The sequence below is a fragment of the Porphyromonas somerae genome (assembly GCF_022845615.1).
Taxonomy (GTDB): Bacteria; Bacteroidota; Bacteroidia; order Bacteroidales; family Porphyromonadaceae; genus Porphyromonas_A; species Porphyromonas_A somerae.
Genome location: NZ_AP025559.1, coordinates 1,019,825 through 1,041,210 on the forward strand (window position 1 = coordinate 1,019,825; position 21,386 = coordinate 1,041,210).

Annotated in this window: 22 protein-coding genes; all 22 read right to left on the bottom strand. The window is 39.6% G+C overall.

The genetic code is table 11. The annotated features are described in order from the left end of the window. Positions 1-55: 55 nt before the first annotated feature. On the bottom strand, positions 56-1,273 hold the full coding sequence (locus MWL85_RS04350; protein WP_244401574.1) for a hypothetical protein: 1,218 nt from the start codon (positions 1,271-1,273) through the stop codon (positions 56-58). Positions 1,274-1,408: 135 nt separating this feature from the next. Continuing rightward, positions 1,409-2,938, bottom strand: a complete 1,530-nt coding sequence (locus MWL85_RS04355; protein ID WP_244401575.1) for a fimbrillin family protein — start codon at positions 2,936-2,938, stop codon at positions 1,409-1,411. A 284-nt stretch (positions 2,939-3,222) separates the two neighbouring features. Further along, positions 3,223-4,428 (bottom strand): hypothetical protein, encoded by a 1,206-nt coding sequence (locus tag MWL85_RS04360; protein ID WP_244401576.1) that lies wholly within the window; start codon positions 4,426-4,428, stop codon positions 3,223-3,225. Positions 4,429-4,497: 69 nt separating this feature from the next. Continuing rightward, positions 4,498-4,977 (bottom strand): hypothetical protein, encoded by a 480-nt coding sequence (locus MWL85_RS04365; protein WP_244401577.1) that lies wholly within the window; start codon positions 4,975-4,977, stop codon positions 4,498-4,500. A gap of 235 nt (positions 4,978-5,212) precedes the next feature. Then, positions 5,213-5,671 carry a hypothetical protein gene (locus MWL85_RS04370; protein ID WP_244401578.1) on the bottom strand — a complete coding sequence of 153 codons (459 nt, stop codon included), beginning with the start codon at positions 5,669-5,671 and terminating at the stop codon, positions 5,213-5,215. Positions 5,672-5,689: 18 nt separating this feature from the next. Then, positions 5,690-7,813 carry an OmpA family protein gene (locus MWL85_RS04375; RefSeq protein ID WP_244401579.1) on the bottom strand — a complete coding sequence of 708 codons (2,124 nt, stop codon included), beginning with the start codon at positions 7,811-7,813 and terminating at the stop codon, positions 5,690-5,692. A gap of 9 nt (positions 7,814-7,822) precedes the next feature. Beyond that, positions 7,823-8,365 carry a DUF3575 domain-containing protein gene (locus MWL85_RS04380; protein WP_244401580.1) on the bottom strand — a complete coding sequence of 181 codons (543 nt, stop codon included), beginning with the start codon at positions 8,363-8,365 and terminating at the stop codon, positions 7,823-7,825. A 13-nt stretch (positions 8,366-8,378) separates the two neighbouring features. Further along, entirely contained in the window at positions 8,379-8,813 is a 435-nt protein-coding gene (locus tag MWL85_RS04385) for a single-stranded DNA-binding protein (protein WP_244401581.1), read from the bottom strand. A gap of 27 nt (positions 8,814-8,840) precedes the next feature. Further along, positions 8,841-10,490 carry a TraQ conjugal transfer family protein gene (locus MWL85_RS04390; protein ID WP_244401582.1) on the bottom strand — a complete coding sequence of 550 codons (1,650 nt, stop codon included), beginning with the start codon at positions 10,488-10,490 and terminating at the stop codon, positions 8,841-8,843. 4 nt (positions 10,491-10,494) lie between these two features. Continuing rightward, positions 10,495-11,091, bottom strand: coding sequence for a conjugal transfer protein TraO (locus MWL85_RS04395; protein WP_244401583.1), 597 nt, complete (start codon positions 11,089-11,091; stop codon positions 10,495-10,497). 12 nt (positions 11,092-11,103) lie between these two features. Then, positions 11,104-12,024 carry a conjugative transposon protein TraN gene (gene traN, locus MWL85_RS04400; RefSeq protein ID WP_244401584.1) on the bottom strand — a complete coding sequence of 307 codons (921 nt, stop codon included), beginning with the start codon at positions 12,022-12,024 and terminating at the stop codon, positions 11,104-11,106. A 24-nt stretch (positions 12,025-12,048) separates the two neighbouring features. Next, positions 12,049-13,323 carry a conjugative transposon protein TraM gene (gene traM / locus MWL85_RS04405; RefSeq protein WP_244401585.1) on the bottom strand — a complete coding sequence of 425 codons (1,275 nt, stop codon included), beginning with the start codon at positions 13,321-13,323 and terminating at the stop codon, positions 12,049-12,051. Between the two features lie 15 nt (positions 13,324-13,338). After that, a complete protein-coding gene (locus tag MWL85_RS04410; protein ID WP_244401586.1) occupies positions 13,339-13,557 on the bottom strand; it encodes a hypothetical protein in 219 nt (72 codons plus the stop codon). After that, positions 13,544-14,170 (bottom strand): conjugative transposon protein TraK, encoded by a 627-nt coding sequence (gene traK / locus MWL85_RS04415; protein WP_244401587.1) that lies wholly within the window; start codon positions 14,168-14,170, stop codon positions 13,544-13,546. Before traK ends, MWL85_RS04410 begins: the two co-directional genes overlap by 14 nt. Positions 14,171-14,183: 13 nt before the next feature. Beyond that, positions 14,184-15,299, bottom strand: coding sequence for a TraJ family protein (locus MWL85_RS04420; protein ID WP_244401588.1), 1,116 nt, complete (start codon positions 15,297-15,299; stop codon positions 14,184-14,186). A 16-nt stretch (positions 15,300-15,315) separates the two neighbouring features. Further along, positions 15,316-15,900: a DUF4141 domain-containing protein gene (locus MWL85_RS04425; protein ID WP_244401589.1), complete on the bottom strand. Its 585-nt coding sequence runs from the start codon at positions 15,898-15,900 to the stop codon at positions 15,316-15,318. A 29-nt stretch (positions 15,901-15,929) separates the two neighbouring features. Next, on the bottom strand, positions 15,930-18,437 hold the full coding sequence (locus MWL85_RS04430) for a TraG family conjugative transposon ATPase (protein ID WP_244401590.1): 2,508 nt from the start codon (positions 18,435-18,437) through the stop codon (positions 15,930-15,932). Next, entirely contained in the window at positions 18,434-18,754 is a 321-nt protein-coding gene (locus tag MWL85_RS04435) for a DUF4133 domain-containing protein (RefSeq protein WP_244401591.1), read from the bottom strand. Before MWL85_RS04435 ends, MWL85_RS04430 begins: the two co-directional genes overlap by 4 nt. Next, on the bottom strand, positions 18,755-19,090 hold the full coding sequence (locus MWL85_RS04440; protein WP_244401592.1) for a DUF4134 domain-containing protein: 336 nt from the start codon (positions 19,088-19,090) through the stop codon (positions 18,755-18,757). A gap of 2 nt (positions 19,091-19,092) precedes the next feature. Beyond that, positions 19,093-19,737, bottom strand: a complete 645-nt coding sequence (locus MWL85_RS04445) for a hypothetical protein (RefSeq protein ID WP_244401593.1) — start codon at positions 19,735-19,737, stop codon at positions 19,093-19,095. A 14-nt stretch (positions 19,738-19,751) separates the two neighbouring features. Then, positions 19,752-20,147: a DUF3408 domain-containing protein gene (locus tag MWL85_RS04450; RefSeq protein ID WP_244401594.1), complete on the bottom strand. Its 396-nt coding sequence runs from the start codon at positions 20,145-20,147 to the stop codon at positions 19,752-19,754. 4 nt (positions 20,148-20,151) lie between these two features. After that, a complete protein-coding gene (locus tag MWL85_RS04455; protein ID WP_244401595.1) occupies positions 20,152-20,931 on the bottom strand; it encodes an AAA family ATPase in 780 nt (259 codons plus the stop codon). Between the last annotated feature and the right edge of the window lie 455 nt (positions 20,932-21,386).

The window sequence follows — 21,386 nt, forward strand, 5'->3', positions numbered from 1 at the left end:
TATAGCCACATAGAATTCCTATGTGGCTATATTGTTAGCACTGTGATTGGGTCTATTAGGGCGTTACAACGTCATAATCAAAATCATCATTCCTTCCAATGCCATTACCCTTGAGTATATTAGTCAAACGGCTCTCCATATCAATAATTTCATTCATATAAACTGCAACCAACTGAGCAAATTTGGCACGGTCTACTCTATGAGTCCCAACATTAAAGGATCCTCTTGAACCACTTTTACTCAGACTGTTTTGAACACGAGTTAGGAATTCAACTGTTTCGTGTCTAAAGTTTGATTCTGTTCTCAAGTAAGGAGATAAGAATTGTAACTCTTCAATCTTAGCAAAAGCCATTTTATCATACCCGACATAGGGACTACGAGGCCTATATGTCAGCAATTGGCGATAGTAGCCATCTCTTATCTCCAATAGATCTTGATCAATAGTAGGTACATTCCTTTGAAACTCGCTTAAGAAATCATAAGTAGATTGAGGAGCAGACGCTAAAGATCCTCTATATTCATTAGTTAAGTATTCTTCGCAAGCATTTAGCAGATCTAGAAATAGATTGGATGCTTGCATTTGCCCATTTACTGCATTTTTATCTCCTACGCCTATTCCCAATGTCCCTAACGTCTTGTCCACATCAAAAAGATATAACGCAGGACAATAAGGCTTTCTTGGAAAATCACTTGGAACATTTACATATCTGACCTTAACATAAACCTTATTATCTGTATTGGGGTCATACTTACAGGTGAAACTAGTTTTATCAGCTGAAAGAGCAAGCTTATGTTGCCCTGCATCAGGTTGAAGAGCAGGGGTGGCAATATAGTCGTTTATAATGTTACCCTTGCTATCCCTTTGCGTACCTGGTTTATCAGTTCCATAACGCCAAGACCAGCCTTGAAATACTACATTCTCTTTAGCATAGAATGTGAGCTCTGGACTTATGGGCAATGGATTATCTGACTTGTCATACGTTATCCCATAAAGCCTCAGACCATCAGCCTCCACATCAAATCCTTCACCAAGACGACCAAGAGAGCGACCATTAGACAAAGACCTAGTCGTTTCTCCTGTCGCTACGTCCTCATAATCAATGAGAACTTCAATACCTTTGGGCTCCTCAACTGTTTTCTTTGGACAGTTAGGCTCTTCTCGATCGCAGGATGACAAAGCTACTGCCATCGGTATTGCGAGAGATAGTGCAATTAAGGCAGAAGCTCTCGCTCCCACCTTAACTACAACATTTGAAAATCCTTTTCTTTTCATAAACATATTATTAAAACAATATTTGAGTTGTATTATCTAGAACAAATAAAATGAGATTATTTTACGCAATCAAAAAATGAGTAACTATCGGTAAAAATCGGTAAGAATAAGTAAAATTCCTAGTACTCAAATGCCCTAATCTATCACATCTATATATGCTTTGTTATTAATGAAGCTGCTAGATATAAGTTGGTTCGGATTGTATACTCCTGACGTCATCTTATATATCATATCACCATCAAGTAATAATGGGTATTCCTCAGAGTCATCGTCATACGTTATGGTGGCACAGATATAAGGTGCAAACCGCTTTACACTTGGTCGCCTAACCGTTATGGTGTAAGGAATGTAAACCTCATTGCTAGAAAAGGCATCTAGCAGCACCTTTTTTGTACCTATAAGGTCATTCCAAGTTGTTTCATCGTCTAATATGATATTACCATGAGTGGACTTGGGATCTCTACGGCTATAAAGCTTTATCGTTGCTCCCAGAGTGGCTTTGGCATAATTGCTGATAGTGAGATGTGCAGTGTAATTCTTATTGTATTCTCGAGCTGTAATCTCCCCTATAGAGTTTTTTCTACCTCCTTTATCTAATCTGAATGCGGATATAAAGGCAGAATGTTCTCTCCAAATTCTTATCTGTTTATTCTCCAGTGTATCATCAGACTTTTGGTCAGGTTCATACCAATTCGTTTTACCTTTTTCTCGAAGTAATAGCTGATGAGTGTATACCCCTACTTTGTCAACATTGATATAGATTGGTACAGAGAAGCCATCATAGTGATATGGTTTGATTGTTAGACCGCCATAAATTGGACTGCGAGCAACAATTTCACCAGTAGCATCTCTCAGAACTAGCTTGTATTCTAGCTCCTTAGATTCATCTACACGACTATCCAACCAAAACGAAAACAATGCAGCGTGATTATTACTAACTTCGTTTATATATTCACTTGTCATCGTATATTCATAATCGGTGAATAATATGTTTTCGATATTTTCATTCGTACCTTGAGAACCTCGATTCTTCTCTTCCTCGGAGAGATCGGATAAAGCATATCGATTGAATAGGTGGATGTCATATTGGTATTTGTAGTTGCTCTTAAGCTCATCAGCCTTTAATGTGGCGACATAGTCTTTCCCATTAATCATTATCCAAACATAGATATGGCACTTACCTTGTGGTAAAACAAGGTGTTCGTAAGTGTAGAACTGATTAGACGTGAGTGTTTGGATAGGCTTCTCTATAGACTTTGTAAAAACGACCGTCTCGTCATACGGCACCTCCATTGTAATGAAGTTACCACTATTCAAGTGTATCCAACCATAAGTGTGTTCTGTACGAATGCGAACCTCGTTAATCACATCATTAGGGGCAAACTCTCTAAGGTCAAATCTGAGAGATATAGTAGCTTGGACCTGTTTGAGCTCAAGTTGAAGTGGCTCTGAAGGCACAGACAATTCTTTTGAAGCGTAATAGATTGGGGTTTGGTCTTGCTCCATCACAAGCAGCGCCTCCTTATGTCTTTTCAAGGGAAAGGGGGAAACGATGGATAGGAGGGCTTTATTTTTGAGTTGATAATCATCTGCTATTTTCCATTTTTCATCTATTTGTTCGACCGTAGTGATGAGCAAACTATCTGCAGGTTGCTCTCCCCACACAGAAAGAAACAAAGGCGATTTATTAATTGCAGACGTTGCTCTTAACTCCGTTACACTTGTAGGAGAGATAGAAGGTCGGTCGTGAGAAATAGTATTTGAACAACCAGTAAGGAATAGCAATAGGACTGCAATAAAGCAACAATTTATCAATTTAGGAGTGTACATAAACAGGTATGGTCTTTTATGAGTTATTTTAGTGAGTAGTATGGGTGTCACCCCATACTACTCTGTCGGAGTAATACAGCTCGCTAGCTATATTACTCACAAGAGAAAGCAATTATTGATTACTGAATTTCTCCACCTACATTGTACTTGCGTGGCTGTTGAGTTGCTGTAATTGTGGTGGTCTTTAGCACCACATTTTCAACCTTAAACTCAACCTTTACAGTAGCACTATTAGCAACCTTGTTGTTATTAACGCCAGCTTTATAAGTTGAACCAGAAGCCTTAGTCAACCAATTAGCTGAAGGAGCTCCAAACACTACTTCTACTGGCTTCTTAACTACTTCTGAAGTCTTTACACCATTCTCATACACAGGAATATTTGCAAATACATCGCTGTTAAGTGACTTGTCTAGTGTGGACAAATCCTTAGCTTCGCCTGTTGGGCGGTAGGTAGTAGACAAAGTAGCAGGTATATTTGCTACACTACCATCTCCATAAGTAAACTCAACATCAGGATCCTCTGGATCAATTGATTCATAATAAGAATTTTGGGTTACAGTAATAGTTCTCCAAACCTTAGGAGCAGAAGTGATAGTACCATTCTTACCAACCTTAAATGTAGCAGTTCGAGCCTTAGCAGATTTACCAATATGTGGCTTAGCAACAATCTTTAGCTCACCATTTACTACTGTAGCTGTAAGCCAAGTAGGCAATGATCCATCTATCTTCCATAGCTTGTAAGAGCTGTTAGTTACAGTCCAACCAGTAATCTCACCAGTGGCAGTCTTAAGAGGGCTAACTTCCTCACCAATAGTCGCCAGATTCTTGGTTACTTCAGTCTTACCCTTAAGAGCAGGTAATTTGTAATCTCCATTCGTGCCAGCAATCTTTAGATTTTGGTATCCACGTTCACTACCAGCTTGTGAAGAGAATACAGCGATAAAGTGCATATCGTCAGTAATCTTAAAGTTAATAGTCTTAGAATCCTTATTGACGATTCCCTTGGCTTCTGTAAAACCACCTTTGGCGTTTTTCTCATAAAGCTTATAGAGAACATAGCCAGTTTTTGCTTTGGCAGTTACAGCCACATTCTCATTGTGAAAGTAAGAACCATCACCAGTGATAGTACCTTTAGGATCATTAATAGAACGAAGCGATGAAGTTAGATTACCAGCCTCATCAAGAAAATACATCTCGGTGGTAACTGTGTGCTTACTCGCATCAGTAGGGTTTTGTGGCGATATGCCACGATCGTTTTGACAGCTTGTGAAGCTGAACAGGGCACCGACAGTCGCAGTCAGTGCAATCAACCATTTCATTTTCATTGTTTGATAAATATTTATAAAGTGTAAAAAATGAATTGTCAGAGCGTCTCTCTGACCTTTTTTCTCAAATTATTCTGGATCGACTTCAATACCTCCTGGGACATCTTTTGTTTTAACAATGAATGTTACATCTCCAATAACAGGAAACTTGAAGTAGATATCATCAGGGTCAGCATTCGGAATAGTAGGACTAGTACGTCTTTTGTAATCCAAGAATGTCTTAGGTAACGAAAGTGGACTGTAATTAGCTGTGTAGTTAAAAATAACGTACTCAACTTGCTTCTTCTTTGTAGTCCTGAATATCCTTAACAAGCACTCTTGATTAAAGAAATAAGCACCATCTCCAGTAACGTTAATCCCATCTTGATCAATTGCTCGGAGAGTCCCAATTTCAACCAGTCTGCCACTTCCGTTGTCGATAAATCCACGGACTATGCAACCTTCCTTTTGAGGACTAGGCTCTAGATTCACTCGTTCCTGATTGCAAGCTGTCGTGATGAACAGCAATGCAAACAGGGAACATATTATTCGTAATGATTTCATAAACATATTTCTTATTGTGATTTATTCCTCATATGTAGTGATGGTCTCGACAGGTGCAGAGCTATTGATATTAATTACCGTAATACGCTCAATAGTCAAGTATTCGTTATTTTCCGATTCATTCTCTTTCGGTGTAGGTGTTGGAGTTGGAACTGGCTCGGGCGGACACGCTGGAGTATTCCTTCCATTACAACTTGAAAGAGATAGCAAACTAAGCGCTAAAATGACAAGCCATTTTGACCTATATGATTGTTCCACCGAGATCATACATCTTTGGTTTTTGAGTTAAAACAAAGTTCTTAGTAACACCTCCTGCTGTAATGCTTATTTCAACAGGGATAGTCTCTTTTGTATAATTACCTGGTGCAGTAATGACCAAATCACGGTTGATCACCTCCAACTCATATCCAACGGGGGCTTTCACCAGCTGAACAGTGAAATCTAGTGGTACATATTCTTTGCCGAGTTCTTGCCCCATCTTATAACTGACAATCTCCATATAGATATTAGTCTCTAGTTTGATCTTTCCACCCGAAGGGTTGATGTCAGTTATTGGCAGCTCAATACGAACAAAGTTTTCTTTTACCACACAGTCTAGGTCGTCAAATAGTCGAAACCTGTCCTTGGTGCAGGAGGCAATACTCAATAAAAATATTATTGATATGCCTACAAGACCGACCTTTGCTAATTTCTTCATCATATTAGTAGTCATCTATCATTAGTTAAAATTCAAATGTTCAGCGAAGAGATTGTATTTCTCAATCAATCGATTGAGTTCTGGGTCAAGCTGTGCTCTAAACACCTTGCGGTGGTCTAGTTCAGCAGACCTTAATAGTGCGTTTACAGCCTTCTCAACCTCATTATCTCTAGAGTAAATGATGGCAAGCAGATAAAGTATATCTGCATTAGGCTCCTTGGTCTCTAGAATTGATTTAGCCTGCAAGTTATACCCTAGACTCATCTGTGCAACAGCAAGGTTGAAGTCATTAGGATACTCGGATAGAATGCTTAGAGATTCTTTGTACTTACGATCTCTTAGAAGCTCTCGCCCCTTATTGTACTCTTCATCAACAACAGTTGTATGAATGGTATCTTGCACCATATTGGCTCGGTGAGTGTAAAATCTGAACTCGGTAACTCGAAGACTTGGATAGACATTCTCCTTTATCTTGGTATACTCCGCAGGGTGCAGCGTCCGAATCTTTTGCTCACGATCATCTTCCGATATAGAGCTATTTGCAATGCCCATAATATTGGACTTTACTTTCTCATCCTGAATAAGCTCTTCAGAAGACTTCAATATCTCATACAGACCAGACCAATTCTCACCACCGGCAACCGCACGGATAGGAGGTGTCTTAGTGAAGAAGCGTTGCTTTTGCACATACGCTTTGAGATTGTTGGTTCGTCTTTCAGACAGCGATTTATTTAGCCTACTATTGCCCTCTGGGCTAGCATAGCCTATCATCGTTAAACTATCAAGGACAAATTCCTCGGCAAGCTCAATGTCTGAAATCATCGACCGAACTTTCTCAAACTCCTCTTGGTTGTTGGAAAAGTCTTCCTTAACTTCTGCACTGGCGACTGGGTACTCAATATTAGCCTTCATAGACTTCTCGACCTGACGGTAGACAATCTCTTTCTTATACCTAGGTGCTTCGTCAATGAAGTCTACCATAGCAGACACATTGTAGGTCAAAGTATCTGATGAAGGTACTTTGTATGTACTTAGGTCGATTGCTAGCACATCACCATCGAGAACCAATTTCACCTTCTTCATCGCACCGTCAACATCCATTTCTTGTATGTAGTAGTACTTAAAGGCATCTTTATTCTCCACAATAGTGTCTAGGCGTGCAGCAATCTTTGGAAATTTCACAAGCTTATTGTACTTGGACTCTTGCTCCTGCTTCTTACGTTCGTTTTCCGCAATCTTCTTAAGGTCGGTATACTTACGCTCTATCTCTAGAGAGTCCTGGGCCGTTACCGTCTGCTTAACAATCGATTTATTACCCCATGCATATTCAGCAAAGGTGGTTGGGACAGTACGCTTATCAAGTTTCCTTTCAAGCCAGTAGGCAGGTAGCATAGCAAGCAATGACTGCTCGTCAATAGATTGGCGATTTCGTCTCATCTTGCTATTGAAAAGATTGTATCTTTTATTGATTTTGTTTTTCCAATCAATCCACTGGTCTTTGGTCAGCAAGTCTTTTGCCCAAGCTTTGTAATAATCTTGTTCGAGGTCAGCAAGAGCTCTATTATAGCCTTTCTGATTAATCATCTCCTTCCAATAGAGAGAGTCAGGCACAATACTTGCAACAAATCGTTTGTACTGCTCGTAACCGTCTTTTTGCATTTTAAGGAAGTCTGCACCAGACAATAGAAGTGGTTCCAACTCGATACGCTCGTTACTAGTTTTGAATGCTCTAGGATAAATTCTCAGTTGCCAACGGCTATTAATCAGGCTCTTTGGAACAGTGACAATAAAATCCATATTGATTTTACCATTACGCTCTGGGAGACTACGCATCTTTGTTTCCACAATGATACCTTGCAGTTGAAAGTCTGCCATTCGTTCTCCTGTTTCTTCGTCCTTGTATGCATTCATCACCGTTACCTCCTTACCATCAATATTCATCTTAATGGTATCAATAAGAACCATCTTATAGGTGGAGTCTATTTGCTGTCGAGTCCTATCTTCTTTGGCGAAGTTAAGACCTAGCTTTGTAGCCTCTTCCGTTTTAGTCTCTAGGTTTCTTGTGATGGAACCACAAGAAGTAGTAAAAAGGGCAAGGCTAGCAAAGACGCAAGCAAGCTGTTTAATACTCTTATCTACTTTCATTTTCTTACTCTAGAATAGGTAAACAAATGACAATGCAGCTTTCGTAGGCAAGAAGTAATGGTGACTTTCACTATCTTGAATCTCTCCACAATTACGACATTCAAGAATATCGTAATCGGCATAGACCCATCCTCCTCCAAGCTGAAATTCCATATTCCATTGTGTTGATATCGGCCAAGAGTAGCCAATATCAAGACCGGCACCCCAAGCAACCCCTTTGTACTTCTTTGTCATATACTTTGGAATACCAAAGTGATAACCGGCAAAGAGGGTATGAGCACCCAAGAAAAAGCCCCTATAGCTCTCTGTAGCCCACCATCGCACTTGTGGGCGTACCATTAAGTGCTGAATGCGAAAACGCTCTATACGCCAAGGATTGAGCGAAATATCGGCATGTAAGCTCCAATTGCGATTGAGTGTCATAGAAGCTTCTGTATTAATAGTGCCACTCATTAATGCTAATGTATTGGCAGATACACTATAGAATTGTGCTTTTGCTAAGCCCATACTTGCAATAGCAATGAGGGCAATAAGTATTAATTTTCGTCTCATATCTACTTACACTTTAGAATGGAAGGTCCTCATCAGAATTGCCACCTTGATTGATTATGTCGGTCGCAATCTGTGCTTGCGACTCGTACATTCTCTGCTTCTCCTGTTCGCTCAAAGGTGTTTCTGGTTTGCTTCCACCGCACAATTGTATCTCACGGCTAAAGAGGGTAAGGCCAATAGCAGGCAAACCTGCTGAATTGGTGTAAATGCGTGGACTCATCAAATCACCGCGAACAAAGACTTGTTGTCCTTGCTTTAGATATTGTAGTAGATTGCCTCCATCTCCTCTCATAAGAACGGAGACCCAAACAACCTTTGTTTGCTTCTCATCGGTGTTTGACTTCACCGACTCATTATGTGCCACACTGAAGGCTACATATTGATTGTTGTTAATCGTTTTCACTTCGGCATCTTTGCCAATGTGTCCTATAATTTCTGCTCTCAACATATTTCTATTAACTCTTAATGGTGAAACTTAAAATGGTAGTATATCAATCAGACCTACAGTCGGAGACAAGGGGTTTTCCTTACTAAACCCAAGGAAAATGGAACTCTCTACAATAGCACCATAAGGACCTTTGCAGTAGAAGGTGGCGTAATACGCAACCTTACGAGAGCCACCAGGGGTTTCTCTAAACTCATCTATAAATAGTATTTTCAAGGACTGTGGGGTAACTGCGATCGCAGATTGAGGTACACCTTTGTAGATTCTACGAGTGCCAAATGCACCAGTCTTATAACCTTTGAGATGGATATTGTAATTTCCTCTTCTGAAGAAATATTTCATATCATCAACCTCTATTGGAAGCTCAACAATGCCGGTCTCTTTGTCCCCTTGCTTTTGGGTGAAACCAAAGTAATAACTATGGTCTACATTATAAATTAGCTCCATACCAACTCGAATACGATTCGGTACAATCGTAGTTGGGGCTGATTGATACTGCTTGCCGTTGATGCTAACGCTAACAGACTCGGGGGTCATATCCCCTTTATACGCAAGATCTTTATTGGGAACAATAAAGTAACCCGCATCGTCGGCTTGGTACTTTTTACCAGTCAGTTTGGGCATATTACGTACAATCGCATTAGGAACAGGCTTCTGATCTCGGAACACTCGATAAATCGCATTCCCATCTTTTTGGACTAAACCAGTGTACTCCACATTACTATCTGAACCCTCTACTTCTACTTTTGAAGTTCCTTGTTTACTAACAAGTCTTACTTCAACTTGGCCAGCCTCTAAAGTTGATAGATCCAAATCGATAGTGTTGTTTTTGATGTATTCATCCATCGATACTATCTCCTCTTCTGGAGGAGCTAATACACCTGTTGCCTGCCCATCAAGAGTGTAGTATCCATTGGAATTAACACCAACAGTAGGTTTATTCATCTTAGGGGCTTTAATCCAGCTGTCTTGTCCGTTGATATACCAGTTGCCATTCTCGCCAATGGTGAGGATAGCTGTGTCACCTTCTTTTGCAGGTACCTTGCTTTTCTCCCCATTGATGTACCAAAAGCCATCCTTAATCTCTAGCACAGGATCAAAAAGACTTGGGTCAATATTTGATTTTACACCCGTGTTCTCGCCATTGATGTACCAATTGCCATCAGTGCCTAGATAGGGAACTCCATTTGCCATTGAGTCACCATCACTTTGGTGCTGATTAGGAGAAGTAGTTCCTCCTTCTCCTGGTTTATTGCCTTTGGCTTCAACGTTAAAGGACAGTGTGACAGTATAGCTTTGCTTGTGGTTATTTTCAAAAACCAACTCTAGCTCGTGACTACCACTGACAATAGGTGTATAGTACATTCTGAAATTACCCTGCTTAATCGGGTAAGTGTCATTGGGGCGAAGTGCCTCTCCATCTCCGCCAATCCGTAGATATCCTTTCCCTTGATATGGAAAGTACCGAACGGTATACTTAGTGCCAGAGAACGTGTCCTCTGTACTTAAATTCATTCGTATCTCGGCACTTTGTCGGAGTCCTATTTCGCTGTAATAGGGTAGATGAGTCACTTCAAATGGAGCACCCTCCTGAACCTCTAGCCGATGGGTACAAGATGAAGAACCAATCCCTATCAGTAAAAGAATAGATAGACAATATAGTATTTGATATTTCTTCATAGCTTCAAAAGTTTATTTTTACTCCAGCATTTAAGGATGGATAAAACAATTGTAGGTCACTACCCCACAAAAACATTCCTTTGGCACGAAGTGTCAAAATGAAGTTGTCTGTGAGTAAAGCTTCTAATGCACACTGTGGTGTAGCACCATAGACAAATCGTGAGCGGTCAATAAGGGTTGCTCCATTGGGCAATAGCCTATCTCCCCTATTCAACTCTTGATAGCCTGCAGTCGCAGATACTCCTGCATACACTAATACGGTTTTGCGAGGGTCAACTAATACAGGGTGCATATAACCACCATTCACTAGGTACTCTTGAATAGGAACTTTGTAATGGGTGTAGTTGGTATCTCTTTGGCGATACTCAACTCCAGCAAACCAATAACTCGCTCTTTTGATGTATTGGGAGAGTTCTAGAGTTATGCTATAGGCATTACGCTCTACAAGTCCTGACTGGCTAATACCAGTAGTCCCAACGAGGGCGGTAACACCCGATTGTTTCGGAATTAATCGCTGTGCTTCTGCACTATAGCTACAAATGAGTAGTAGCAATACAGTCGCACTAGTGATTAATCTGTTCTTTGATATTAGACTTTTCATAACTCTAGCTACTTAGAACTTAAGACGCAAGTCATTAATGTTTTCTGCACGAACGATGTCATCGTTTTCAACCATATAAGTCAGTGTACGACCACCATTGTACTCGTGAAGGGTTACTTCTAGAATCTTTCCTTGTGGAAGGGTAAAGGCTTCTAGTGCGTAAATCATACGCTCCTCTTTATTGCCTCTCACTTGAGTTAGGTCGTTATAGGTTCGTAGAGGCTTCAACTCCAGCTCCTGTGTCGCTGTACGCTTGGTGGTATCCTTATCTACAACTCGGAAGCTAATATGGTCTATCTGATAGGCTAGATTATTACTATTCTTAATAGCTGAATGGAAATAGATTAGTCCATTATGTGTATAAAGACCTTTAAGAGTGAATTGGACTCCGAATTGCTTGGCTCCAATATGACGAATCAATCTCTTGTTATTTGAGTAGATAGTCTGCATGATGAGCTTTACAAGAACAGGACTCTCACTTCCTAGTTCTTTGAAGTATATATCTGCTCGATTTGTGGGAACATTGTTAGGACCACCATAAAGGAAATCTCGCATTTCTAGGTTGAGCTTCTCTGGCTCATCAGCATACTTAACATTGAAAGCATAAAAACTGCCATCATCACAGATGACTGATAGGTTGGTTTCTGTTTCAAAGTCTTTAATCGATGACTTTACTCGAAGTACATTTTCAGCATCTTCTGCCTTAGCGGCTATAAGGTTATTACTCCCCAAATCTACATATCTGATAGGTGATGGGAAAATCAAGTGGGTCGTTTTATCAAACGTCACCTCTAGACCGTAAGGGATGATGGTTCTACCTTCTGGTATACTTTTGGTCATACCTTGAAAAAGGTCACCTGATGAAGGGTGTTGTGCAAATGAAAAGCTTGATATGGCAAATAAAGCCAATAGCGAAAATAGAATCTTCTTCATATTACTTCTGTATTTATTCGTTTGTTATTTATTTTCCTTTCTAGTTGTGTCATATAAATAGAGGCGATAACCACTATTGATCTTTACTTTATAAGTCTTAACCTTGCCATTGACAAGATTAGCAGCACCTCTTACAGCACCTCTTATCAAATCTCCTTTTACTTGCTCTACAGCAGTCGTATTATTGATATTTACACTAGTAGATGTGGTAAGGCTATTAGCCATACCATCAGTAAACTCTGCAATAGCATCGGTAATAGGAGCGTCAGGAATATAGATGCCTTCTTGCCCAGATATATCGTAGGCACTAAGTTGCACACCTGCTAAAGCACCATCGACTTCAACCGATTGGACGACAAGATTCATTCTGTTACCATTTAAATTAGCTCGTGCTATCAGATAACGATTCCTAGGAACGATTAATCCATTAGCAAGCCGGATATCCTCTAGCAACTGGAGCTTTACATTGTCGCCACTTTTCACGACTTGAGTTTCACTCACAACGGCTTTAATCGTATTCTTGTAAAAGTCATTTGGACGTTGCTTACCTACGGCTGTGTTAAAGCTGTTGTTGCTAGGTTCAGAGATCAAGCGACCTAACAAGATGGTATCTTGCTCTTGCTGATGAAGTGTAGTCACAGTATGTCTTTCAGTTTTAACAACTGAAATGTTCTCTAGATTTCGATCCCCTTTCTTGGGCTCAACAGGAGCGACAGGTTGAGGATTCTGTGGAGCACTATATTTGCTTGCCAACTCATAGCTTTTTTCAAGCATAGCCATTTGGCGTTCCTCCTGCGCCTCAATATTCTTATAAGCTTCTAGCTCTCGCTCTAGCTTCATACGCTTCTGCTCTTCTTCATCAAGCTGCAGTTTAAGCTGATAGTTCTCTTCATCATCTACGACATAGTCGTTGTAATAACTATTAGTCGCTTTGTCCACCTCTTCATAAGCTTTCATCGCTTCGTAGATAGCCCTTTCGTCTTTTGTAACTGGCTCAACAGTATTTACAAGGGTACTGTCTTGGGTGTCCAGATACTCTGAAAAAGTTTCCATTGCTTGCTCTTTTTTCAAAGCGTCATCTTCAAGGGTAACATTACCTCGCTGATAACTATCTAGCTTATTATTGGGCAATTCCTCAATGGTAGCAGACGGCATATTACTATTAATGCCCGATTGATTTTCAGAGTCTGACTCTTGTGATTTTGGCTTTAGTATCATATATACTATTCCGCCAAAAAGGAGAACTAGCACTCCAATAACAATCATCTTTTTAAGTTTCTCTTTATTATCCTTTTCCATAATTTCTCTAGTCTGTTATAGCAACAAGATATAGTTGATGATTAGGGCAACCGCAAGAATGATAATGATCAAAAGCCGTTGGTTCTTGCTACGCTTGCCCCAATTGTTACCAATCACATTGTGAAGGAACTCTTTAATCGTTATCCGGTCCTTCGACTTTGGCGGTGTCGTATCACTAGCTACCTCATCAGTAGTAGTGACAGTATCTTTGTTCTTTACTTCATCTGACTTCATAGGTTGTAATATCTCTGTTTTCAATTACTCTAAAATCTTTAATCATAAAACCCTGGGGGTTATTATCACTCCGAACTGTGTTGACCAGCTGACAACCAGTGATGAGAGATCGCTCAGTAACATTGCTTCTGCGAAGAATCTTTTGTTTCCCATAGGTTAAAACATCATACGGGTATACATCAAAGTCAACAACAATGCTATCTAGTTCAAAGACTTGATTGGAGGAAGTGTTTATCAAACGAGTGTAGTACCTATTCTCACTTAAGTCCTCGTAGTACTTATATGCAGAATCATCAGCCATATTAAGAGCTCTATTTATGTTGTTTTCAATAGCAAGCCCATCGGGGGCAAGGGTGAAAAACAACTCGTGAAATCTCCTAATATGCTCTCGAGCTTCTACAGGTCTATTCGTTTTCACATCCTGTGCTAACGCAAGCATTAAACTCTTTCCGCCATCAAGCACATATATCTTTTGTCGCTGTTGCTCTGCAAAGCGATAAGACATGAATATCGTTATCGCAATACTAGCAAAGCAAAGGACGCCAAATACAATGGCTGTAATCCGGATAAACCGAAAATCGGTCTCAAGGTTTTTAAGCTTCTTAAATTCCATACACTAATCCGTCTTAACCTTGGGGAGCTTCATCACCTTCAGTGATCTTTGAAACACCCTCTTTAGCCACTTTTGAAGTAAACATCGCACCAGCAGGTCCTGCTATAGCTGTACCTAAAGCGGCACCTCCAACAGCGGCTGCAGTAGTTAGTGGCACAGTTGCTACACCTACAATCTTGGACACAAGGGCACCGCCACCACTACCAGCATCAACGACCCATCCTGCAATCGTAGGAATTGTAGTATAGGCGATAATTCCCATAATATAAAAGCAAACATAAACCCAACCATCCACCAACGCGGACGCATTGCCACTAGTATATAATGCGGTTTCATTGACAATCATAGTAAGTTCCACATGATTGAGAATGATGGTTAGTATCTTAGCAATAGGCACCCAAAGTGCAATTGAAAAATAGCGACTCAACCAGTTCGTAATCATGTGACCAAAACCATCAAAACAAGAAATACCAAAGACGATGGGGCCTAATAACCCTAGAATAACCAAGAAGAAAGTCGCAACAGTATCAATGGAAACGGTGGCAAATCCCATGACTATCTTCAAGATTTTTTGCACCGCCACTTGGAAAAAAGTTACTTGTCCAGATTGAATTATCCAGAAAAAACTAGCTATGTCTGCAACAGCTTTTTTTACGGTCTTAAAGAAACCGGTCCTTTCTTTGTCTTCACTTTCCTCCTTACCACTAGTTTCTCCTGTGTCCTCATCAACATTTAGATATTTATCACCAGCTTTTTTTACAACAAGTGCTCTTGCGACAGCAAGTTTCTTTGTTGCATCATCAAGGTTAGTCTGTGATTTGCTAGCCATTGTCTCTGTTTTTGACTCTATCCCATGAACAATAGAGTCAACAAAACCTGTGACAATACTGAAGTTAATAATCAAGAAGCAAAGACAGAATGGTCTTAGCAAGGGAAAGACATCAATAGGCTCGGCTCGAGCCATAGACCCCCAAACCCTATAAGCAATATACAGTAGTGCTCCAATAGCACCAATTCCACGACCAATGTTGGAAAATTCCGATATATTTCCATTAACAATGGAATTACGAACAGTTTCCAAAGTCTGTCCAATGGTGGAAGGATTAAATACAGATGATAATAGTGTCATAACTTCTCAATACAAATTAGTAACCACAAGTTATCTTCATATACTCATTGGTCGCTTCTTTCTGCCTTCTTTCATAGCTAATCATGGCAACACGACGCATCTCCTCATCAAGTTGTGCTCTGAGTTCTTCCATTAATTCAGTTTTTCTATCGATCCTTTCCACTCGTTCGTGTTCGGTTCCTCCCAAATCTTTAATTGAAGCTGCTAGCTCTTTCAATTCTCTTGTCGCATACTTAACGTACATAGTATTTAAGCGGACAATTCTAACGACTTCGTCTGGTTTTAGGTAAGGATCTCTAGCCAATTTATTTACAGAGTTAACAGAATAGTTTTTAAGATCTAAAACCATTCTATAAGCATTCTCCAACTGATAGTAAGTCTTTACGTATGGAGACACTTTCTCATACGTCTTTTGTAAAAACTCAAATTGCTTGGTGGATAAGCCAAACTCTTTCCATGCTTGTGTCAACTCCGAAGTTGTATTAGTTAAATTGCCAAAAAAGTTAGTAGGGTCGGAGACCACCCATTGTGCCTTGCCAATACCCATACTACTAAGGGCTAAAGTAATACAGAGCAGAGCTCTTTTCATCATACGTTTCATAATACCACTGTCTTAGTCTGTTTATATATCTAACTTCTCTCTCTATTCTCTCTTACCAACATCTTGATAGCTCGTTCAACATCGCCATCGCACTGAGCCATCATCTCTTTAACCTTAACTTTCTCTTTCTCCTCGGTGGTATAGGTATAGTATTCTTCCTCACTCACCTCACAAGCATAGACTGCTGACACCTTACCACCATAGCCTATCCATAGCTCTTTATAATTGCGATTAGGAGCTTTATTTAAGTTGATAGAAAGTATCTGCTCCCTCTCTTTATCAGTAAGACCTAATGCCTTTTGAATCAACTCAAACTTATTCATGTACTTCCTTTGGTCAAGAAGAATCTTGATCTCGGAATTATTGATGATACTCTCTCTTACAATCTCACTACTCAAAATATCATCAAGGTCTTGTGTCACCACAACAGCTTCACCAAAGTGCTTACGCACGGTCTTATATAGGTATTTGATGAAGTCTGCCATATTTGGTGTAGAGATGGCTTTCCAAGCCTCCTCAATGATGATCATTTTGCGAATCCCTTTGAGACGTCTCATCTTATTGATAAAAGCTTCCATTATGACCAAAGTCACAATTGGGAATAAGATCTTATTATCTTTAATCGCATCTATCTCAAAGACGATAAAACGCTTATTCAGCAGGTCTACATTCTCAGTGGAGTTGAGCAAGAAATCATACTCCCCACCACGATAGTATGGTTTCAGCGTTGTCAGTAGATTGTTTATGTTGAAGTCTTCCAACTCTACAGGTATCTCTCTTTTTTGAAGATCAACTCTGTAGACATCTCGCATAAACTCATAGTAGGTGTTAAATGAAGGAACAATGCTCCTATCATTTTGTATCATCTCAATGTAAGCACTGATGGAGCTATTCAGCTCACCCAGTTCGGTCTTGGTTGTCTTTTCATCACCAAACCGCCATAGAGCTAAAATCAAGTTGGTTAAACTCTCTTTCTTCTCCACTTCAAAGACATAGTCGTCTGTGAAAAATGGATTGAATGAGATTGGATTCTCTTCTGTATAGGTGTAGTAAATTCCATCTTCTCCATGTGTCTTGTGACGGATAAGACCGCACAAGCCTTCATAAGAGTTACCTGTGTCAATCAGTAGCACGTGAGTCCCTTGCTCGTAATAATTTCGAACAAGGTGGTTTGTGAAGAAAGATTTACCACTACCTGAAGGTCCCAATATAAACTTATTACGATTCGTAGTAAGTCCCTTTTTCATCGGCAAGTCTGATATATCTACATGAACTGGCTTGCCACTTAGCCTGTCTGACAACTTAATGCCAAAAGGACTTAAGGAACTCTTATAGTTGGTTTCATTCAACCATAAACACAAGGCAGGATTTGGAAAGGTCCAAAAGCTTTCTTCCGAAGGGAAGTCTGCAGCATTACCCGGAATGCCTGCCCAATAAAGATTTGGTGCGTCTATACTATTATGACGAGCTGGGCAACCAATACTTGAAAGTGCACTTCCAACTTCATTTTTCAAACTACCTAACTCTTCTTCATCTTCGCTCCAAACAACCACATTGTAATGAGCCTTTACTGGAGTTAATTCTGAAGTGCGGGCATGACTTACGTATTCATCAATCCAAGTCTTATTGATAATATTCTTGGTGCTAAACCGAGCCATGGAGGTCATCCTCCTTGCTTGTGCCTCAAACTTTTCAAGCTCACTCTTATCTGCAATAAAGAGGTATTGATTATAGATGTGATTACAGCTTAGCATTAATCCAACTGGGGAGGCTAAAGAAAGTTGTGTAGTACTCTTATCTGTACTTAATTTCTCAAACCTCTTGCAAACTGAAACCTCCTTAGGCAAGCTCTCGGTATCTGAAATGGTGTAAAAAGCAAGCTTCTTACTACCAATTGAGACACCATCATTGTTTAGAGTGATGTCTTCCAACACTCCTGTACTATTCTGGTCTAGTGAAAAATAAAAGTCTAGAAGTCCTCTTTCATTGTCATTGCCAACAATCTCATCGTCTGTCAATCTGGTAAGTCTAATGTACCCCGAATCATTAATGATTTGTTCAAACTGACTCACCGAATCAACAAACTTCATCAATCCTTCTTTATCAGTAATCGTATGTGGCATTAAGGAGCTACGAGCGAGGACAGTCGTGTCACTCTTGCCTCTCATCTTCTTCTCTGTAGTCAAGGTGATATAGAGATAGCAAGTATGATTTAAGAAGGGACGCTCATTAAAATGAGCTTGGTAGGAATGATCCAAAAAGCTTAGATGTCCATCCTCATCTTTTTCACTTTCATACTGCTCCTTTATGAACCAATCTTGCTTATGAAGAATCGAAAAGGAAGGAAGTACTCGAATGGCTTTGCCCCAAGTGTCGTGTATCGCCTCATATTCACTCTCAGATACGGTGAAAAGCTCGGGCAACTCTACTCTAAAGACAGCTGTAACATCAGCGTCTTTAGAGAGAATAAAGCCATTCTCCACGCCCATCAGTGGGAACAATCGCTCAAGTGTAGATACACGTCCTTTTACTCTCATCGCTTTTGATCCATCAAAATCCGACTCGCAGATTTACGATTAATAATATACTTTGGATAGTTTCTCTTGCCTATTAATTTGGCGATTCCATGCTCGCCATATTTAGCACTTACTCTAAAGGTTAAGGTGATTCCAGCAGCTCCTAGCACAATGCCTATTGAAGTCATTATACCACTGCTAACTCCTATTACAGTCCCAACGATAACTATGAAAAAGGACGAGAGTACAATCCCAACTAATACGTACAGATAAAGCTGGGTAATACCCTGAAATTCCAGCGAAGCACCAACACCTTTATTTACTTTGTACTTTTTCATTTAATTGATAAACATTGCCTTCAAGGCATACACGGCAACAACAATAAAAATCGCAGCACCAAACCAGCTAGCAGCTGTCTTACCTGTGTCTGGGTCACCACTGGAGAATTTCGAATAAACTTTGATAGCTCCAATCAACCCGACAATGGCGGCAACGATATAGATGATGTCTGCTAATGGGTCAAAGTAGCTTTGAACTTTCAATTTTGTGTCCGTAAGAGCTTTAGAACCTTGGGCAATTCTATCCTTACCAGCTTGGGCAAACATAGTTTCCAAGCCCATATACATTGACGCAAGCGTCAGAAAAACCTTATTACCAATTCGTTTTAGTTTCATACTTAGTTACTTGATATGTTATTCTGTAATTCTATCATTTTCGAAAACAATCGTTGATTAACCTCTTCCTCCTGTGCTTTTTTATTTTGCACTAAAACATTAATGTTTGCGAGGAAATCTGTTCCTGCAAGCTTTTCTATAGCTGACTGAGCTACTTCCATCTCATCTTCTGTTAATGAATTGTTGAACATACTATTGACAATAGCATTGTAATCTCGCAATGTTACTGTTTGCTCACTATCTAATACCTGGGCAGAATCCCACAATTCCTCGGTATCCTCATTCAATTCATCAGAAGAGATGCCTTTTTGAGCCAATTCTTCTGGAGTAACATTGATACCTTTGAAGTCGTCGTCGTCATCATTTTCAATACCTTCTCCAAGTGTATAAACGTAGTCGGCAATATTGGTTTTCGATTTTCCGATGATATCCCAATGAGCCTTCTCTTTTGGTATGGACTGTTGAAGCTTTTCTTTTTTATCTCCAGCAACAGATGACTTCTTATTAGATGTCTCTGTGACCTCATTCACCAACTTCTTTTTGGTGAAGATCTTCTTCAAGGTCTTTTTTGGAACGACCATATAAATGGCTACGACTAATCCAATGAGTAAGAAGAAAGCAACCGGAAAGAAAACGCTCTGGTCCATAGAGAACTGCTTATTTATATCACCTTGGAATTGAACCTATTCGCAACAGTAGTATTTATCAACTCTTTATTCCTTTCGAGATGATCAAGCAATATATTTTCAATATAGTTGCTCAATGCACACTTAGGATCTAAATAAAAAAGGACGGTTTTTAGCTTATCCATTAAATCACTATTAAGAGCCGTATTGTTGCGCTTAACATCACTATTTCCATTGCTCTTAAAATAGCGAGAACAGAATGCCTCTAATGAGCCATTATCTGTCTCATCTATTTTCTGACTCTTGTCTTCCTCTAACAATTCATCAGCTAGTGACAATGGCTCTATATTGGGGATATTTACACCACCTAAAGCATCCTCTAGAATATTAGAGGCCATGTCCTTTTTTGTGTTTTTATCACCATTACCCATACGCTTATTTTATGTTTGGTTTGATTATCTTTTCTTCAATTTCATCAATAACTTCTCGAAGCCCTGTACCCTCCATCTGGACTAAAGAGGGGGCTAGATAAGAACATCGAAAAACCTCTTTTATATCTCTTGCCTCTCCAAGCTCTAGTGAGAATTTTTTAGACGCATACAGCATTGAATCCAATAGGTTGAGCTTCAAATCTCTAATCATCGGAGAGAATGTATCAATGGTGTCTTTGCGAACACTCCTATTCACTTTGTTCCAAACGACTAGAATGTCTTTGATTTTCACGTATGCTGGATTGAGCTTGCTCCTAGATTCCTGAAGGGTGCTTGCATAGATGAGACTAGACGACATACTTTGAATGTCTGGCTCTATAGGGGTAATGATATAGTCTAGTGACAAACTAAACATAAGAAGCTCTGCTGTATTCATTCGCCCAGGCAGGTCGAAGAATACAATATCAATATCCCCTAATTCCTTACAGAGTTTGTCCGAAAGCTTCTTTGCTTGTGAAACATTTGCTGATACCACAGAGTATGCTTTTCTCCCATACGAGGTAAATACCTCTTTTAATGATTGACCCATTTTATTTTCACTAGTCAAAATAAAATGATCTCTCTTACGTAAGGCGGAAAAGCTATTTTGGGTCTCATCGCAATCAATCACAAGCAAATTGTAATGCTTATGATAATGCAAGACACTTGCCATAATTTCTGCGATGGTGCTTTTTCCAACACCACCTTTCTGACTGCCGAAACCTATGTATAAAGGTTGTTTCATCAATTAATACCTTCAAAAACTCAAACTAGTATCTACCATTCACTAGCAAATCTCTAGGTATTATATCAGCCATCAAAGAAACGAGTAACTATCGGTAAAAATCGGTAAGAATAAGTAACAATCAGTAAATTTAATTGCCGTTACTTACTTTGATAGCCAAAGCGATCATTTTTCTTTTCAAGGGAAAAAGGGGGGAAGATAGTAGCAAGCAAGATTATAATCATCCATTCGCACATTATTGTGTTATCACATTAATGTGACATCACAATAATATATGTTTTCATCATCATAATACTATGATGATGAAAACATACTATTGAGATAAAGCACCAATTCAATATCTACTATCTAACCCTCTATAATGTTAAACTATTATAATAAAATTCAAGCGGTAAGTATAAGTAACAATCGGTAAATCAATTATTCAATACTTATAATGAGCTTTGCAAATAGTG